This is a genomic window from Enterococcus sp. DIV1337a (assembly GCF_051712285.1).
GTDB lineage: Bacteria > Bacillota > Bacilli > Lactobacillales > Enterococcaceae > Enterococcus > Enterococcus faecalis.
This window is the reverse complement of record NZ_JBIOOP010000001.1, coordinates 871,679-889,420: the sequence shown is the minus strand read 5'-3', so window position 1 is coordinate 889,420 and position 17,742 is coordinate 871,679. Positions and strand designations below refer to the sequence as shown.

12 protein-coding genes and 1 other annotated feature are annotated in these 17,742 nt (G+C 38.3%); of the genes, 4 read left to right on the top strand and 8 right to left on the bottom strand.

Annotated elements, in window-relative coordinates:
- Positions 1–64: 64 nt before the first annotated feature.
- The 3 genes from IGL49_RS04360 to racE are packed head-to-tail and all read right to left on the bottom strand — an operon-like array spanning position 65 to position 2,765.
- Positions 65–577, bottom strand: coding sequence for a metallophosphoesterase (locus tag IGL49_RS04360; RefSeq protein ID WP_002386618.1), 513 nt, complete (start codon positions 575–577; stop codon positions 65–67).
- Between the two features lie 12 nt (positions 578–589).
- On the bottom strand, positions 590–1,945 hold the full coding sequence (gene rph, locus IGL49_RS04355) for a ribonuclease PH (protein WP_104854311.1): 1,356 nt from the start codon (positions 1,943–1,945) through the stop codon (positions 590–592).
- Entirely contained in the window at positions 1,938–2,765 is an 828-nt protein-coding gene (racE, locus tag IGL49_RS04350) for a glutamate racemase (protein WP_162782427.1), read from the bottom strand. The genes rph and racE overlap by 8 nt, the downstream gene beginning before the upstream one ends.
- Before the next feature lie 264 nt (positions 2,766–3,029).
- On the opposite strand from racE, the gene IGL49_RS04345 reads away from it, so the two are divergent.
- Genes IGL49_RS04345 through IGL49_RS04330 form a run of 4 tightly spaced genes read left to right on the top strand, consistent with a single transcriptional unit; the run spans position 3,030 to position 6,058 of the window.
- Complete coding sequence (locus tag IGL49_RS04345) at positions 3,030–3,761, top strand: amino acid ABC transporter ATP-binding protein (RefSeq protein WP_104854309.1); 732 nt, start codon at positions 3,030–3,032, stop codon at positions 3,759–3,761.
- A gap of 33 nt (positions 3,762–3,794) precedes the next feature.
- Complete coding sequence (locus IGL49_RS04340; protein WP_104854308.1) at positions 3,795–4,622, top strand: transporter substrate-binding domain-containing protein; 828 nt, start codon at positions 3,795–3,797, stop codon at positions 4,620–4,622.
- A 45-nt stretch (positions 4,623–4,667) separates the two neighbouring features.
- Positions 4,668–5,381, top strand: coding sequence for an amino acid ABC transporter permease (locus IGL49_RS04335; protein WP_104854307.1), 714 nt, complete (start codon positions 4,668–4,670; stop codon positions 5,379–5,381).
- An 11-nt stretch (positions 5,382–5,392) separates the two neighbouring features.
- Positions 5,393–6,058: an amino acid ABC transporter permease gene (locus tag IGL49_RS04330; protein ID WP_002382114.1), complete on the top strand. Its 666-nt coding sequence runs from the start codon at positions 5,393–5,395 to the stop codon at positions 6,056–6,058.
- A gap of 52 nt (positions 6,059–6,110) precedes the next feature.
- On the opposite strand, the gene pheT is transcribed toward IGL49_RS04330, so the two are convergent.
- The 5 genes from pheT to IGL49_RS04305 form a co-directional block, all read right to left on the bottom strand.
- On the bottom strand, positions 6,111–8,534 hold the full coding sequence (pheT, locus tag IGL49_RS04325) for a phenylalanine--tRNA ligase subunit beta (protein ID WP_104854306.1): 2,424 nt from the start codon (positions 8,532–8,534) through the stop codon (positions 6,111–6,113).
- 7 nt (positions 8,535–8,541) lie between these two features.
- On the bottom strand, positions 8,542–9,588 hold the full coding sequence (pheS, locus tag IGL49_RS04320; RefSeq protein ID WP_104854305.1) for a phenylalanine--tRNA ligase subunit alpha: 1,047 nt from the start codon (positions 9,586–9,588) through the stop codon (positions 8,542–8,544).
- 58 nt (positions 9,589–9,646) lie between these two features.
- Positions 9,647–9,865 (bottom strand) — a binding site (T-box leader).
- A 43-nt stretch (positions 9,866–9,908) separates the two neighbouring features.
- Entirely contained in the window at positions 9,909–10,253 is a 345-nt protein-coding gene (locus tag IGL49_RS04315) for a winged helix-turn-helix transcriptional regulator (RefSeq protein ID WP_104854304.1), read from the bottom strand.
- A 69-nt stretch (positions 10,254–10,322) separates the two neighbouring features.
- On the bottom strand, positions 10,323–14,117 hold the full coding sequence (addA, locus tag IGL49_RS04310; protein WP_104854303.1) for a helicase-exonuclease AddAB subunit AddA: 3,795 nt from the start codon (positions 14,115–14,117) through the stop codon (positions 10,323–10,325).
- Positions 14,110–17,700 (bottom strand): PD-(D/E)XK nuclease family protein, encoded by a 3,591-nt coding sequence (locus IGL49_RS04305; RefSeq protein ID WP_104854302.1) that lies wholly within the window; start codon positions 17,698–17,700, stop codon positions 14,110–14,112. Before IGL49_RS04305 ends, addA begins: the two co-directional genes overlap by 8 nt.
- Positions 17,701–17,742: the final 42 nt, after the last annotated feature.

The window sequence follows — 17,742 nt, the reverse complement described above, 5'->3', positions numbered from 1 at the left end:
GGATTTTTGTCTTACGCTCAAAATCTGATAAATAAAAAAGTAGCACTTATTTCTTAACATTCACTTACTTCGTAAACGTTGCCTTTAATCGTTCCAACGGTTGATGCTCTTTGTTATAGTACTGAACAAGATATTGTTCAGGCGTGCTTTCAATTATGGCATATGTTTTCTCTTGAACTGGCCCACGAGGTAAACGAATACTTCCTGGGTTAACAAAAAGAATGTTATTGTGTCGCTCTGCACCAAGTACATGGGTGTGACCAAATAAGGCAATTGTCGCTCCTGCTTCTTCCGCTTGTAAAGCAAGTGTCGTGAGACCCATTCTAACATTGGCCAAATGACCATGTGTCATGTAAATAACTTGATCCCCCACTTTTTTAGTCACAGTTTTGGGAAATTCATCATAAAAATCACAATTTCCTTGCACTACAATGAATTTTTGCCAAAGTTCATCTGTCGGTTCTAATTCAGAATCACCACAGTGAAAGAGTGCATCGACTTGTCCTTCATAATGATTCACTAAGTCAACCAAACAGTCGCGATCGCCATGGTTATCGCTTACTACCAAGATTTTCATACGTTTCAACTCCTATTTTTTTAGCCATTCTTCCCATTGTTCTTTTAATTTTGCCACCGCTTGTCCACGATGACTGACTTTATTTTTCTCTTCTCCAGACAATTCAGCTGCAGTCTTACCAAGCTCTGGAACATAGAAAAGTGAATCGTACCCAAAGCCTCCTTCACCACGAGGAATCGTACCGACTTCTCCTGGCCATTCAGCTTCGACCACCAGACTTTCTTTCTTTGGTTCAGCAAAAACCAATGTACAATGGAAACGCGCTTGTCTTTTTTCTTTTGGCACGCCCGTTAATTCATGTAATAGTTTCGCATTATTTGAAGCATCGTTAGTTGGCTCACCAGCAAAACGAGCAGAATAAATCCCTGGCATTCCCCCTAACGCATCAACAATTAATCCTGAATCATCTGCTAATACTGGTTTCTGTAAAATTTCTGCAATTGTTTCAGCTTTTAGACGAGCATTTTCTTCAAATGTCCGACCAGTTTCTTCTACATCTGGCAAATTCGGATAATCTAATAACGTCTTAACTGTATATCCTTTTTCACCAAAAATTGAACTAAACTCTTTCGCTTTACCAGGATTTCTAGTCGCAATGACAATCACTTTCTCTTCTGAATCTTGCGAAGGTATTTCTTCAGAGGCTAAAGCATAAAGCGCTTCTTTCTGATATGCAATTAATTCCTCAATCCCTGTTTTTCCATAAAAGAGCATGGCATTCAACTCATCTCCTGAGAAGGTGGCTTCTTCACCCGTTCCTTGAATTTCCACAAATTCACCAGATTCGGTCATCACGATGTTCATGTCCACTGCAGCATTCGAGTCCTCTGCGTAATCTAAGTCCAGTACACAATAACCATCGGGTAAAATACCCACGCTGACAGCAGCTAAATGCTCTTTAATTGGGTCTTCCGCTAGCGCACCAGTCATCAATAAATGATTGACTGCTAAGCGTAGAGCAACAAAAGCGCCTGTAATACTAGCTGTACGGGTTCCACCATCTGCTTGAATCACATCACAGTCGACAACAATGCTCCGTTCCCCTAACTTTTCTAAGTCAACAACAGCTCGCAATGACCGACCAATCAAACGTTGAATTTCCATTGTTCGCCCTGTTAATTTCCCTTTTGCGCTTTCCCGAATATTTCTTGTGTTCGTTGCGCGAGGGAGCATGCTATATTCAGCTGCTACCCAACCTGTTCCCGCACCTCGTAAAAATGGGGGAACTTTTTCTTCGACAGTGGCTGAGCAAATTACTTTTGTATCGCCAAACGAAATAACCACCGAACCTTCTGGATGTTTAAATACATTGGTTTCAATGGTGATCTTTCGCAATTCTTTTGGTGCACGACTATCATGTCTAATCATTTTCGTTTCCTCCTAAGTGAATCTGTTGTGCTTTTAAGTTCTCTATACCAAGCCAACTGCTTGCAATCTCTTCAAACATTTTTGCAGAACCAGTTGTATAAAATTCATGGGATTGTGTAGGAGCTTCAGGTGTATGTGCAATGTCAAAATAATCGAGAAGCATGCTAACTTCGCCAACTGTTTCGGCTCCTGAGTCAATTAATGTCACATGACTTCCCATCACATTTTGAATTACTGGGCGTAACAACGGGTAATGGGTACAGCCTAAAATCAACGTATCAAGTCCTTTTAATTGTAAAGCTTGAAGTGTTTCTGCCACAATTTTTTTTGCTACGGAAGAACGATATTGATTACTTTCAACAATCGGGACAAATTTAGGGCAAGCTAAACTAGTCACCTCAATTGCTGGTGCCTTACTTTTAATGGCGATTTCATAGGAAGCACTTTTGATTGTCCCTAACGTACCTATGACACCAATTTTGTTATTTTTTGTGACTTTAACGGCTGCTCGTGCGCCAGGTAAAATAACACCAACAACTGGAATTGGCAAGGCAGCTTTAATTTCTTCTAATGCGACAGCCGTCGCGGTATTACATGCGATTACTAGCATTTTTATTCGTTTTTTTAATAAAAAATCGGCCATTTCCCAAGTAAACTGAACGACTTGTTCGGCTGGCCGTGGACCATATGGGCAACGGGCTGTATCTCCTAAATAAATTAATCGTTCATTTGGTAATTGCTTTAGCGCTTCCTTTAAAACAGTTAATCCACCAACGCCAGAATCAATTAATCCAATGGCTTCTTGATTGCTCATTCTCATCCTACCTTTGCCTTTTATTCACTGCCTTTATTTTCTACTTTTTAAGGACTATTGTCAATTTTTCCTGTTTTGCTCTCATTTATTTCTTTTTTTGAAGGAAATCTTTTTCGATTAAAAAACTAGTAATTCATTTTTTTGTATGTTATAATTCCTAACATTGAGAATACAATTAGAAATACATTTGGTTAATTTAATTTAAATAACATGTTTCTCACCGAATCCTCTGTTATCTTTTCTGCCAAATGATTGCAAAGGAGACTGCCTATGATTTCTTTAGAACATGTAAATAAGTATTTTGGGGAGCATCACGTTTTAAAAGATATTACTTTGAATGTAGAACAAGGAGAAAAAATTGTCATTATCGGACCCTCCGGCTCTGGAAAAAGCACATTAATTCGGTGTATGAACCAATTGGAAAAAGTCAATGATGGTTCCGTCGTAATTGATCACATTGACATCACCAAACCGAAAGCACCGATTCAAAAGGTTCGCCAGAAGGTTGCCATGGTCTTTCAAAATTTTAACTTATATGCTCACAAAACAATTATTGATAATTTAACGTTAGCACCGATTAAAGTGATGGGCGTTTCCAAAGACGAAGCGGTTCGGACTGGCATGGAGTATTTAGAACGGGTCGGCTTAGCTGATAAAGCTTCTGCTTATCCTTCGCAGCTTTCTGGCGGGCAGCAACAACGGGTCGCTATTGCTCGTGCCTTAAATATGCATCCTGAGATTATCCTTTTTGATGAACCGACTTCGGCACTTGACCCAGAAATGATTCAAGAAGTTTTAGATGTAATGGTCGATCTTTCCAAACAAAACATTACCATGGTTTGTGTCACACATGAAATGGGCTTTGCTCGTCAAGTTGCTGACCGTGTAATCTTTATGGACCAAGGAGAGATTATTGAACAAGGAACGCCTGAACATTTCTTTACAAGCACTGAAAACCCTCGTGCAAAAGAATTTCTAAGTAAAATTATTCATAACGGGTAATGAATAAAAAACAAAAAATTGGAGGAATGAACAATGAAAAAACAAAATAAATGGCTGGCTGGGCTCTCCTTACTTGTATTAGCAGGCATCATTGTCGGCTGTGGTAGCGGCGACAATGACTCAACGTCAAAAAGTGCTTCATCAAACAAAACGGTCACAGTAGAACAATTAAAAAAGGCGGGGAAAATTAAAGTAGGTGTTAAAGAAGATATTCCTAATTTTGGCTATATGAATCCTGATACAAATAAAAATGAAGGAATGGAACCAGATATTGCACGTTTGATTGCGAAAGAAATTACCGGCAGCGAAGAGAATGTGGAATTTGTGGGCGTGACAGCGAAAACGCGCGGTCCCCTTTTAGACAATGGTGAATTAGATATGGTGATTGCCACATTTACCATTACTGATGAACGTAAAAAGACGTATAATTTTACAACTCCCTATTATACAGATGAAATTGGTTTCCTTGTGCGCAAAGAGGATAACTTTTCCAGCATGAAAGATTTAGACGGGAAAACAATCGGCGTTGCACAATCTGCTACGACAAAAGAAAATTTAGAGAAAAAAGCGCAAGAGGAAGGAATCAAATTTACTTATCAAGAATTAGGTTCCTATCCAGAATTAAAAACAGCGTTAACTTCTAAACGAATTGATGCATTTTCAGTGGATAAATCAATCCTATCTGGCTATGTGGATGGCAAGACAGAAATTTTAAAAGATGGTTTTTCTCCACAAGAATATGGAATTACTACAAAGAAAGCAAATACTGAATTAAATGATTATCTAAATGATTTAATTGAAAAATGGGAAAAAGACGGCACACTAGAAAAAATTTATCAAGACTGGGGCTTAAAAAATTAATCATTCCTAAGACTTGAAGAATCAAAAATTTTAGGAGGGATTTTTATGTTTTTATTAGCCAATATTTCCTGGCTTGAAGAAGGACCGTTTGCCTTATATCGTTGGGAAGCTTTATTTCAAGATTGGCGAATTTTTGGTCAGGCTTTTCTCTATACTATTCTGCTTTCTTTAGGGGCGATCTTAGTTGCCTTTGCTTTAGGCATTTTCTTTGGCAGTTTATCAGCGACAAAAAGTAAACTTTTACATGCAATTAGTCGTGTCTATGTAGAATTTTTTCAAAACACACCTTTGTTGATTCAATTTATCGTTGTCTATTATGGCTTTCCTCTGCTAAGCCCGCTGCTTTCATTTTCTATTACTACGATTGCCATTCTATGTGTAGGCTTCTATCATGGCGCCTATATTTCTGAAGTGGTTCGCTCAGGAATTGGGGCTGTCCCAAGGGGGCAATTTGAAGCGGCTTGTTCGCAAGGATTAACGTATGGCCAAACGATGCGGTATGTGATTTTACCACAAGCATGGCGGATTATGTTACCGCCTTTAACCAATCAAGTCGTTAACCTAATTAAAAATACGTCCACAGTTGCCATTATTTCTGGCGCTGACGTAATGTTTGCTGCCAATAGTTGGTCGTCTGTCAACTTGAACTACATTCCTGCTTTTGCGCTTGCTGGTTTCTTATATTTCATTCTTTGCTTCCCATTAGCGAATTTAGCTAGAAAAATGGAAGAAAAAAATAAGAAAGCATATAGTAGATAGGAGGAAAACAGATGCCTTTTTCAGAAGAAATGCGTCAATTACTGACAGCAAATAATTTTCAATTTCTATTTAACGGCTTAAAATTGACACTCTATATTTCTTTCGTCTCAATTATTTTGAGTACGATTTTTGGCACCATTCTAGCCGTTTTGCGAAATCAAACTCATGGACCACTGAAGTTACTTGCCAGTATTTATGTAGAAGTGGTACGCAATATTCCGAACTTATTGTGGATTTATGTTATTTTTTTGATTTTCAAAATCAAATCCACTCCTGCTGGAATTGTGAGTTTTACTGTGTTTACCACCGCTGCTTTAGCGGAAATTATTCGTGGTGGTTTGAATGGTGTCGATAAAGGACAAATTGAAGCGGCGCGTTCTCAAGGTTTTTCAAATTGGCAAATTCTTTATCATATTGTTTTGCCTCAAGCCATTCGCAATGTTTTACCAGCGATCGTTTCTCAGTTTGTTACTGTCATCAAGGATACAAGTTTCTTGTATTCCGTGATTGCTTTACAAGAACTCTTTGGCAAATCTTATATCTTAATGGGGCGCTACGCACAAACAGGACAAGTATTCACTATTTACGGAATCGTCGCCCTAATTTATTTCATTATTAACTTTAGTATCTCACAATTTTCACGTTGGCTTTCACGAAATTGGGCGAAAAGTTATTAATGTAGTTAAAAACAGCGACAACTAACGATGTTTAGTTGTCGCTGTTTTTATTTTATCTTACTTCTACTTGATGTTTTTCAATTAGCGCTTTTTCAACTTTTTCCATTGAACGATTAATTTCTTCATCCACTAATGTCGCTTCTGCATTAACGAAAGTTAAACTATAGGCCATTGATTTTTTACCAGCGCCTAGTTTTTCACCTTGGTATACATCAAATAAATGAACCTCTTTTAAATATTTACCTGCGTTATCTGAAATAGTTTTAACTAGTTCTTGATTGGTAACTGTTTCATCGACTAATAAAGCAATGTCTCGAGAAACTGCTGGGAATTTAGAAACTGCTTCATAAGTAACTCCGCTTGCTTCTGTGGCTACTAATTGTTGCAAGTTTAATTCAGCAACATATGTTTCAGGAATATCATATGCTTTTGCTGTTGTTGGGTGAACTTGTCCGACAAAACCAACCACTTCATCTTCTAAATAAATCCATGCTGTCCGGCCTGGATGCATTTCTGGAATCACCGTTGTCGCTTGGTAACTGATTTTTTCTGTTAATCCTAAAACAGTCACAATACTTTCCACTAAGCCTTTTACTGTATAAAAATCAACAGCTGTTGCTTTTGTTTGCCAATCTTTAACCATTGCATTACCAGTTAAAGCAAGTGCTAAGTGATTTTCTTCTGTAGGTAAATTTTTTGTTGGATCTTCTGTTTGGTAGAAAACGCGTCCTACTTCGTAGAAGGCGATATTATTATTTTTACGCGCCACATTGTACGCTACATCATCTAATAAACCAGAAATTAAGTTCATACGTAACACAGAACGCTCTTCGCTCATTGGCCATTGTAATCGTGTTGTTTGACTTTCTTTCATCATAAATTGACGTGATTTTTCTTCTGTTGTCAATGCATAGCTGATAGCTTCACTCGTGCCATGACCTTCTAGTAAGCTCTTTAATTGGCGCGTAACATGTTGTGCTTTGGTTAGACTTCCAGCAACCGTTTCTCCACTTGGCAATGTTGACGGTAAATGATCATATCCATAAATGCGCGCCACTTCTTCAATAATATCTGCTTCAATCGCAATATCCCAACGTCTTGGTGGAATCGTAATTTCATATGCGCCTTGATTTACTTCATAAGCAAAACCGAGTGCTTCAAAAATTTCATTCACCGTTGCTTCATCTAATGCAGTGCCTAAATATTGGTTGATTCGTTCTAAAGTCACAGCTACCTGTGCTTCTTTAACGGCCACTTCAGAACCAATTGCAGTGCCTGAGACCACTGTTCCGTCGGCTAAGTCTGCAATCATAGCGGCTGCTACATCACAAGCTAGCCCAACTGTCGCTTGGTTGATACCTTTTTCAAATCTACTTGAAGATTCACTCCGTAAATTGAATTGTTTAGACGTTTTGCGAATAGATAATGGATTAAACAATGCCGCTTCTAAAGCCACAGTCGTTGTTTCTTGACTGATTTCAGAATTAGCTCCACCCATTACGCCAGCTAGGCCAACAGGCGTTTTTCCATTCGTAATGACGATATTTTCTTCTGTTAATTGACGTGTTTCACCATCTAATGTAATTAGTTCTTCGCCTGCTGTTGCTCGACGCACCAAGATTTCTTTGCTATCTAATTTTTGGTAGTCAAATGCATGTAATGGTTGACCAAATAATAATAAAATATAATTTGTTACGTCCACTACATTGTTAATCGGACGGATTCCTTCATTCATCAATCGATTTTGCAACCACTGAGGACTTTCTGCAATCGTCACATCTTTAATGACACGAATTTGATACGCTGGGGCATCTTGTGAATCTTCAACAGTCACTGTTACGTAATTTTCCACGTTATCTGAAGCATCTTCTTTGAGTTCGGGATCATTAAACTGTGGTGTTTGGCGATAAATTGCGCCAACTTCATAGGCTACCCCTCTCATACTTAGTGCATCTGCACGGTTTGGTGTAATTGATAATTCAATAATCGCATCATCCATGTCTAAATAAGGGAAAACCGGTGTCCCGTTCACTGCTTCTTGAGGTAAATAATAAATCCCTTCAGCATAGGCTTTTGGTACAACATTATCTGAATATCCTAGTTCTTCTAATGAACAAATCATTCCGTTAGAAACTTCGCCACGCATTTTACCTTTTTTAATTTTTTGGTTCCCTGCAATTCTTGAACCAGGTAATGCCACGATGACTTTAATTCCTGCTTTTACATTTGGTGCTCCACAAACAATTTGTGACAATTCTTCTTCACCGATGTCTACTTGGCAAATTGATAAATGGTCAGAATTTGGATGAGGAACACATTCTTTTACTTCACCGACAACAATTTTCTTTAATCCTTCTTCAGGTACAGCAACGCCCTCAACTTCAATACCTGTCACAGACATTTTGTCCGCTAATTCTTGCGGAGTAACGTTTGAAAGATCAACATATTCATTTAACCATTTATAAGAAACTAACATTTTTCAACTACTCCTTTACCTTGAATTGATTTAAGAAACGTAAATCATTTTGATAAAAATTACGGATATCATTCACACCATAACGTAACATAGCAACGCGATCAGGTCCTAAGCCAAAGGCAAAACCTGAGTAATCGGTTGGATCAATTCCTGACATTTGCAAAACATCTGGATGAACCATCCCCGCACCTAAAATTTCAATCCAACCTGTGTGTTTGCAGACGTTACAACCTGCACCACCACATTTGAAACAACTAACATCCACTTCAACAGATGGTTCTGTAAAGGGGAAGTAGCTAGGACGTAAACGGATTTTACGCTCTTCACCAAACATTTTTTTCATCATGACTTCTAACGTGCCTTTTAAATCACCCATTGTGATATTTTTATCGACAACAAGGCCTTCAATCTGATGGAATTGGTGACTGTGTGTCGCATCATCTGTATCACGACGGAATACTTTCCCAGGAGAAATCATTCGCAATGCACCTTTGGAAAAATCGTGTTTTTCCATTGTTCGAGCTTGAACTGGTGAAGTATGCGTACGAATTAACATCTCATCTGAAATATAAAACGTATCTTGCATGTCGCGTGCTGGATGATCTTTTGGTAGATTCATGCGTTCGAAATTATAATGATCTGATTCTACTTCGTATCCTTCCACTACTTGATAACCCATACCTAAGAAAATATCTTCAATCTCTTCCATGACTTGTGTCAAAATATGACGTGTGCCTTGAGGCATTTGTTTTCCAGGTAAAGTTACATCTAAACTTTCTTCTTTTAGTGCCGCATTTAATGCTTCGTTTTCTAAAATAACTTTGCGGGCTTCAATTGCTTCAGTTAATAAATCGCGGATTTCATTTGCAAAGCCCCCCACCACTGGTCGTTCTTCTGGTGAAAGGTTTTTCATACCTCTTAATACTTCGGTGATTGGCCCTTTTTTTCCTAATGTTTCTACACGAATTTGGTTTAATTCTTTCAAAGTAGCAACTTGTGCGATTTCTTTGAGCGTATTGTCTCTAAGAGCTTCTAATTGCGCTTGTAATGTCATTATGCGTTCCCCTCTATCTTTTTATTTAAACTAAAAAAAAACGATAACCCATTCCTTTCAAAGGAACGAGCTATCGTGTTACCATCCTAATTCATAACAAATTATTGTCATGCACTCATTTCATTTAACGGCAATTACCGGTTTGTTTTCCTCTTGAAAACAAACAAACTCAGGAAGTGAATTTCGCTTGGTGACTGTGTAAATCAGCTTCCAGTCTCTGGCTGATTCTCCCTAAAACACGTCAATTCAAACTACTTGTTTCCATCACTGTTTTTTTAGTTATTTAATTACGTTTAGTTTACAAGAAGTTTTGCTTGCGGTCAACTGCATTCTTCGTCTTTTACCCATTTTTCTGCCCAATGTTGAATTTGTTCCATTGCTAATTGCAAGTCTTCGCCTTTTTCGGTCAGGAAATATTCTAAGCGATTTCCTTCACCGCAACGAACAGCTTTGGTGATAATCCCTTCAGCTTCTAGTTCCTTCAATCGCTCTACTAAGACACGATCACTTAGCATTGGAATTTTTTCTTTTAATTCGCCAAAACGTTGAGGACCTCGTTCTAATAAAACATCAATAATTAAACCATTCCATTTTTTACCAAGTATTGAAAATGATTTTTCAAATTTGGGACAAAGTACAAACGATCCTGTTTTTACTTTTTCCATCTTCCTCACCTCTTCAATGAGTATAGCACATTCCTTACAAAATGTAAGTGTTTCTGCTTCTAATTTTTTCTACTTTATAAAATCTACAACATTTCCTGTCTGCATGTCAATAATTACTCCTCCATTTAATAAAATTAAATAGACGTGCGACACCTCTTTATGCGTTGCCTCTTGTAGCGCTCTACGATAAAGATTCATCTGTCCGCGATACCGTTCGACAATTTCAGAAATTGCTTGGGGAGAGGTGCCTTTTACATGATCGGTTTTATAGTCATACAAAATGCATTGATTGTCTAATTCGATATAGCCATCAATAATCCCATGAATTAATAAATCATCTTGTGTCGTTTCTGGATAATTTTGAATGAGCTCTTCTGCTTCAATCAGCATAGAAAAAGGTTGTTCCCTTCTAACGGTTTGATGGTGTTGAATCAATTGTTTTCCTAAGGCGGTGTCAAAGAAGGCCACGATTTGTTCCAGATTCATTTTTTCAGCAATTGCTGGTAAAATCAATTTATTTTCCACTAAGCGTTCTTGAACAGCTCGCACTTCCTCATAAGAAGGTTGCGTACTTAAATCAATTAGTTGTAATAAATAATGGGTTGCTGTCCCAATTTCAGCTGCTGAGGGCGCTTGAACCGTATCTAAAAATTTAGGCTTACTTAAATCTCCTTCAATCATTCGATTGACAATTAACGGTTGCGCCTGAATAGTATTGTCTTCCCGAACCTCAATTTTACCAATTTCTTTGTTGTCGGGGTCATCAAATACTCGCTTGATTTCAGAAACAGACTGATAACTGGTGGTCCGAGTAGCCACTTCAAACGGATAGTTGAAACTTAACCGTGCAAGGCCACGATTGATTTTGTCAGCAGATAATTGCGCTTTTTCGGCTAAATCCTCTGCTTGTCTTTCTGGTAATTGTAATTGCTGAATGGCTGCTCGTAGTTGTTCTTCGTTGAACCACTGAATATGAAAGTTAGCTGGGTGCTTTTTGACTTGGGGAACGTTACTTACTACTACTTCTTGCTGATATTCATCGGCTTTTTGATGGCGTACCAATGTCATCCCAACCCAATTCATTAAACTACTTTTACTTTGCAAGCGATTTTCAGCTGGTAGCACCAGTGTTTCTACATCGCCAACTTTCAGCCACTCTTTCCACATCGCCGCTTGGTCTTTATAGGAGCCCACCAGAAAAAGTTTCTGTTCTGCACGTGTCAACGCCACATATAACTTCCGCATTTCTTCGGATAGTAATTTTCTCAATCGTACTTGTTTAATCGCCAAAAATGGTAAAGTATCGTACATAACTCGTTCTTCAGGTTGTAAATAACGAATGCCTACCCCTAAATTTTCTTCAAAGATATAGCGTTCATTCAAATCACTGACATTAAATTCTTTGGTCATATCTAAAACGAATACCACCGGAAATTCTAACCCTTTACTAGCGTGAATCGTCATGACGCGTACGGCATTCTCTTCACTTAAAACGACTGGTTCCGCTAAATCTTTGTCTTTTTCTTGCATTTTTTCGATGAAGCGAACAAATTGAAATAATCCGCGGAAGGTTGTTTTTTCATACGCCGCGGCCCGATCCACCAACGCATATAAATTGGCTTGGCGTTGTTTGCCAACAGGCAACCCGCCAACATAATCAAGGTAGGCCGTTTCCCGATAAATCGTCCACAGCAAGTTGCTAATCTGGTTGCGTCGAGCCTGTTCTCGCCATTTTTCTAATGATTCAGCAAAACGTATAGTTTTTTCCTGAACAACTGCTTCCTCCATGGTTGGTTCCATCTTTTGATTAAACGTTAAAAATGCTTCGTAGTAACTGGCTTCCTTATTAGCCAAACGAATAAGCACTAATTCGTTTTCTTTTAATCCCACAATTGGTGAACGTAACACAGCTGCTAAAGGAATGTCCTGATAAGGATTATCAATCAATTGAAGTAAGGCAATCATTGTACGAATCTCCGTTGCTTGGAAATAATTTTGAGCATCATTGACTTGAACTGGAATTTCTAATGATTTAAAAACATCTAAAATAGTTAAATTATTTTTCTTCGTAGGTGTTAATAAGACAATATCTTGATAAGTAATCGGTCGATCCATTTTCAGCTTTTTATCATAAATTAAGAAATTCTGGTCAATTAATTCACGAATTTTCAAAGCAGTGACATAAAGTTCCCCTTCTGTCTTATCTTCAATCAACAACTCAGGGGATTGTAATTCTGGAAATTCAACTGATTCTGTTGCTTTTTTTTCATAAATCAGCAATTCAGTTGAATAAACAGCCGACTCCGAAAACTGATCAAAGCCATGAACCAAAGCGGCTGACTCATCGTAAGCGATTTGGCCCACTCGCTCATCCATTAATTGACTAAATACTAAATTCGTAAAGTCTAAAACGTTTTTGCGGGAACGAAAATTTTCAGCTAGAATAATTCGCTTGCCCTCTTTACCTTGTCCATACTGATTGTATTTTTCAATAAACAACGTAGGATCTGCCAAACGGAAAGAATAAATAGACTGTTTCACATCCCCTACCATAAAAAGATTTCCTTCTGTGCTAAGAGGGCGGCGCAACCAATACAAAATTGATTCTTGTAATTGATTGATATCTTGGTATTCATCGACTAACACTTCATCAAATTTTTCGCGATAGTAAACAGAGGCTTCTGATGCTTGCCAGCCATCTGCCTGATTTTTCGCTAAAATAGCTAACGTATAATGTTCTAAATCGTTAAAATCCACTAAATTTTTAAGCCGTTTTTCTGCGCCATAGGCCTCCATAAATTGTTTACCCACGTGGGCCATTTCTTGAACAATGGGCGTGGCCTCTTTCAAGACTTGTTTCATGGCATCTGGAGAAAGTGTAAACAATTGCTTTTTCAAATCATTTAAGGCTTTTTTATTTTGCTCTCGTAACTGTTTGGCTTGTTCTGCGGTCGGTTTCAACTCTTCGGCACGAACTGTCGGGTAGCGTTCAAAGCTCAATAATTCAGTCAAATTATAGGCGCTTTCTAAATCATTTCTCTCTAAAAATTGTAAAAATTGTTTTGTTTGTTCCTTTTCATTTTGAGCTAAATACCAAATCTTTTGAAGTTTCTCTTCGCCCTCTGTTAAGGTCACCATTTCTTCGTAACGCTGAAGAGTTCGTTGTAACGTCTCAACTGCTAGCGGTTTTAAGTACGTCTGAAATAACGTTGATTCGCCTAGCTGATCCCCCACTTCGTAGGCTTGTGTTAAACCACTAATCCACGCCTCTGGATCAGGATTGGCTTTGGCAAATTCATAAAAAGAAAAAATTAAGTTAGTGAGGCCGTCATCACTGCGGTCATTGGAAAAATTCGCTGTTAATTGGTAAAACGCTTCTTGATTTTCCTCATAAAATTGTTCACGTAACGCATCCCAAACATCTTCTTTTAATAACAATGTTTCTGTTTCATCTGTTAACATTCGAAAAACTGGATCTATGTCAATTAAATAATAAAAACGACGAATAACAGTTAAACAAAAGGCATGTAACGTGCTGATATTGGCTGTTGGCAAAAGAGCAATTTGACGAGAAAAATGCCGTCTTCTTTCTGGATCTTGTTCTTCATTAATTGCATTTTGTAAAGCCACTTGAATACGTTCTTTCATCTCACGGGCAGCGGCCTCAGTGTACGTCACAATCAAGAGACGATCGATATCGACGCCGCTTTTGACTTTTTCAATGACACGGCGGACTAAAACAGTGGTTTTTCCTGAGCCAGCCGAAGCAGAAACTAAGATATTTTCATCGCCATCAAACACCGCTTGCCATTGACTGTCGGTGAATTGCTCATTGGCTGGACGTAGTGGAATTGTTTTACTCATCTTCGGTTGCTCCTTCCTCATCTTTGTTTAACAAGCGCGCCATAATTTCCTCTTTGGATAAATTCTCAATACGATGATAATTATTTTCTTTTAACATCACATCAAAATCACAGACACTTCGAAACGGACAATAGCGACAAGCAATCCGTTCCTTGCCTTGATAAGCGGGATTAAGTTGAACTTCACCGCCAATAATTTGATTCCCCGCTTCAATAAATTTATTTCGGTTATGGGAAAGCAACGCGCCTAATTCTGGTTCTGTCACAAATTTATCTTCTTGGCGACGACCAGGTTTAATTTGTTCTTTGGCGGATTCTTCAATCGGAAACAGCAACGAACTTTGTTTGGCTTGCAGACTCGTATCTAAGTGATCCAATAAATCTGGGTCTTTCATCAAAAGACCGTCAAACTGATATTTTTTAAGCATTTGTTGTTCAATGTCGTCTTTGCCTTCATAAGATAACGTAGGATTGTGTACATGCAGATAAAGTGAGCCAGCAGGTTTGGCTTCTTGACCAACTAATTGTACAGCATCCATTAAAGCCACATCCAAGTACGTCAGCATTTGCATGGCTAAGCCGTAATACGCTTCTGTCATATTAAATTTACGGTGACTCGATTTATAATCAATCACACCTAAATAGGTTGATTCGGGTGTAACCAATTGATCAATCCGGTCGATTTTCCCACGAACATGAATTTTCCCTTGATTTTTTAATGGTAGTTCCAAACCAGAAATTCCTTTTTTAGCGGCAATTTGGCCAAATAACACTTCCGTTTGAACAGTCGTCATGCCACTTCGTTGACTTTGGCGTTTCAGCGCCCAACTGACTTTTTTAATTGTTTGACTCAATTGATAGCGAATATAGTTCATGCGACTAGAGGTTGTTAATACGGAAAAACGCGCATCCCCTAAAATACTATTTAGCACTTCCTCCGCCAATAAATTGACTTCCTGATCGGTTAGCTCAGATAAGTTCCGTTGATTCATAATCAATAATTTAAAGAACTGATCCAATGCTTCATGGAAAAATTCCCCTGTAGCTGCTGGCGAAAGCCCAAAGACATCTCTTTCTTTCAAACGTAAGCCATAGCGAGAAAAGTATTGATATTGACACCGATAAAAACTTTCCATCCGAGAAACGGATGTATAAATATCTTTTCCGTATAAAGGTTCAGCTAAGACCTCGTCAATTTTTTCAGGAATATTTTGATGCGTTAAACTTTCGAAAACTTGTTTGGCTAGCGAAGCAATTGGTTGGTTCATTAGCGCTTTTTCCATATTTAACCAGAAAGGCAACAATCCTTCTTGTGTTTCTTTCCGTTGTCTTTTCAAGCGCGTTAATTCACCGATTAACGTCCGATACGTACTAATATGGGCTAAACTGGTCGTTTCATCATCGAAAATGGTTGTTTCATTTTTTTCAAAAACGGGCAAGTTTAAATCTTTTTGGATATTTTTAAAATAAGGAGACGGTTTGACTTCTTGAGCGGTGTCTTTAACACTTGGATAGGTTAAATATAACCGTTCTCGCGCTGAAGAAAAGACGAGATATGCAACAAAAGGTTCTTGCGCAATTTTGCGCCCGGTTGTCCCACGTAAATATTGGTTTTCCGTTAAAGTATCATTGATTGTCTGACGTTCTTCATCAGACAATAATGTTTTATTTTCAATCTTTTGTGGAAAAATTTCTTCCGTCATCCCAATAGCAAAAGTAACCTTGACGGCGCCAGGTCGCGTTAAATCCATTGCCCGAACTTGTACTTGGTCAATCGCTGTCGGTACTTTACTATAGTGTAAACCTTCCAAGCCACTAACAAATATTTCCTGAAACGTTGTAAAATCAAACAAACTTTCTCCATAAACAGTGACATATTCATCTAGTAACGACATTAATGCATCCCAAGTCTGTTCGTGGTTACGAGCTGTTTCTAATTGACCTGCTTCGATAGCTTGTAAGCGCCACATTTTTAATTGCGTTGCCACACCACTTTGCAGTAAAAAGTGATAGAAGACGGTCGCTGCTTCCAAACCAGTTTCGGCACTTATCATTGCTTGAAAGTAACTAGGCAGCAGCCGTTGAAGCGATTGACGAATCGCATTTGACTCTTCTTCCATCGTAGCGACATCTTCTTGCTCTTCCGCTTCAAAATCATACCGAATAAATTCCCAATCTTTTTCTTGCGACCAATAATAGCCTTCATAGCCGTATGCCAGGACTACATTTTCGGTAATATCAACTTTTCTGCGCCAAGCATTCCGCTGGTTTAACCAATCAGTCAAGCTTTCTTCAGAAGTAGCGTGTTGATTCATTGGCATAAATAATTCCGTTCTCAAAAAACGAAGCACATCTCGATAACGATAATTGTACGTATGAATAGCAAATAAAGACTCAATCCATTCGACTAAAGGATGCCGATCCATAGCCATATCTCGGTCAACATAAACAGGGATCCCATGTTCCGCAAAAATCGGTTCTAATAAATTTTCATAACAATCTAAATCACGAGTCAATACCTGAATTTCTTTGTAACGATACCCTTCTTCCACCACTAAACGGCGAATTTCGGTTGCAACATGTGTTAATTCTTCTTTAACGTTTTCAGCACGCCACAGAAATAAACCATCGCCCCTCCAGTCAGTGGTGCTTAATGTAGGTAGGTGTTCTTGCGATTGAATCCAATAATCGTTTAATCCTTGCAAGTCTGGATTTGTAATTAATATCTCTTTTTTTTCCACATAATCTGAAAGAATCGGCACTTGCTTCTGTCTTGCTAGTTGATAAAGCTGATGATAGGTTTGACCCGCTTCATAAAATAATGACCGCGGATCAGGTAAGTCATGCGGATATTGTTTGTCCAATAAAAGGGCTACTTTCACAGAACCTGCTTGTGCCATTAGCACTTCAATCAACTTTAATTCTCTAGCAGTAAACTGCTGATAACCTGAAATAACGAATTGAACATGCGACAAATCAACCGTTTGTAAATACTCGCTTAAATGTTGAATAATCTCCGCTGATTCATAGCCATACTGACTCATTTGTAATTGGAATCGTGTAAAAATTAACGTTAAATCTTGAAACTTAAGTTGTAAATCTTGTCCTTTAGGATTCTCCGTTTGTTTTTCTAAAAATGGATAAAGCTCCGCAATTTCAATATTGCCTTCACGCATTTCTTGATAAAGCTGAAATAGTTGCTGAATAAAGCCAGGCTTGTTAATTTCACCTCTAAAAATTTGCAACTCTTCTTCTGCTTCTACTAAAATTTTGCGAAAAATCATTGCAGCTCCTGCATCAGATAAAACATCTGCCGAGTAAAAAGGTGTATGTTGTAAATAGTACCAAGCCAAACGGTAAAAACTAAAAACCTGCAGACGGGTACTGGTTATTGAATCAGACGAGGTTGTCTGTAATTGACGTAACTTTTGCAAGACTTGAATTTCTTGCTCAAATTTAATATGGTTCGGGACTAAATAGAATACTTCATGCTGTGCGTCTTCTTCTAGCCATTGTTTTGTCGCCTGTATAAGTGGCGCTTCTAAATCTGCCACGGCGGTTCCTCTAATAAACTGCACACTCATGGTTTCACATCCTTTTCCTTTGCACTGCCTTTATTTTACCAC

Excerpts from the sequence above, each read along its gene's own strand:
- pheS (WP_104854305.1), bottom strand. The coding sequence starts at position 9,588 with ATGACATTACAAGCGCAATTAGAAGCTCTTAGAGACAATACGCTCAAA.
- pheT (WP_104854306.1), bottom strand. The coding sequence starts at position 8,534 with ATGTTAGTTTCTTATAAATGGTTAAATGAATATGTTGATCTTTCAAAC.
- IGL49_RS04345 (WP_104854309.1), top strand. The coding sequence starts at position 3,030 with ATGATTTCTTTAGAACATGTAAATAAGTATTTTGGGGAGCATCACGTT.
- IGL49_RS04315 (WP_104854304.1), bottom strand. The coding sequence starts at position 10,253 with ATGGAAAAAGTAAAAACAGGATCGTTTGTACTTTGTCCCAAATTTGAA.
- rph (WP_104854311.1), bottom strand. The coding sequence starts at position 1,945 with ATGATTAGACATGATAGTCGTGCACCAAAAGAATTGCGAAAGATCACC.
- IGL49_RS04330 (WP_002382114.1), top strand. The coding sequence starts at position 5,393 with ATGCCTTTTTCAGAAGAAATGCGTCAATTACTGACAGCAAATAATTTT.
- racE (WP_162782427.1), bottom strand. The coding sequence starts at position 2,765 with ATGAGAATGAGCAATCAAGAAGCCATTGGATTAATTGATTCTGGCGTT.
- IGL49_RS04305 (WP_104854302.1), bottom strand. The coding sequence starts at position 17,700 with ATGAGTGTGCAGTTTATTAGAGGAACCGCCGTGGCAGATTTAGAAGCG.
- addA (WP_104854303.1), bottom strand. The coding sequence starts at position 14,117 with ATGAGTAAAACAATTCCACTACGTCCAGCCAATGAGCAATTCACCGAC.
- IGL49_RS04335 (WP_104854307.1), top strand. The coding sequence starts at position 4,668 with ATGTTTTTATTAGCCAATATTTCCTGGCTTGAAGAAGGACCGTTTGCC.
- IGL49_RS04360 (WP_002386618.1), bottom strand. The coding sequence starts at position 577 with ATGAAAATCTTGGTAGTAAGCGATAACCATGGCGATCGCGACTGTTTG.
- IGL49_RS04340 (WP_104854308.1), top strand. The coding sequence starts at position 3,795 with ATGAAAAAACAAAATAAATGGCTGGCTGGGCTCTCCTTACTTGTATTA.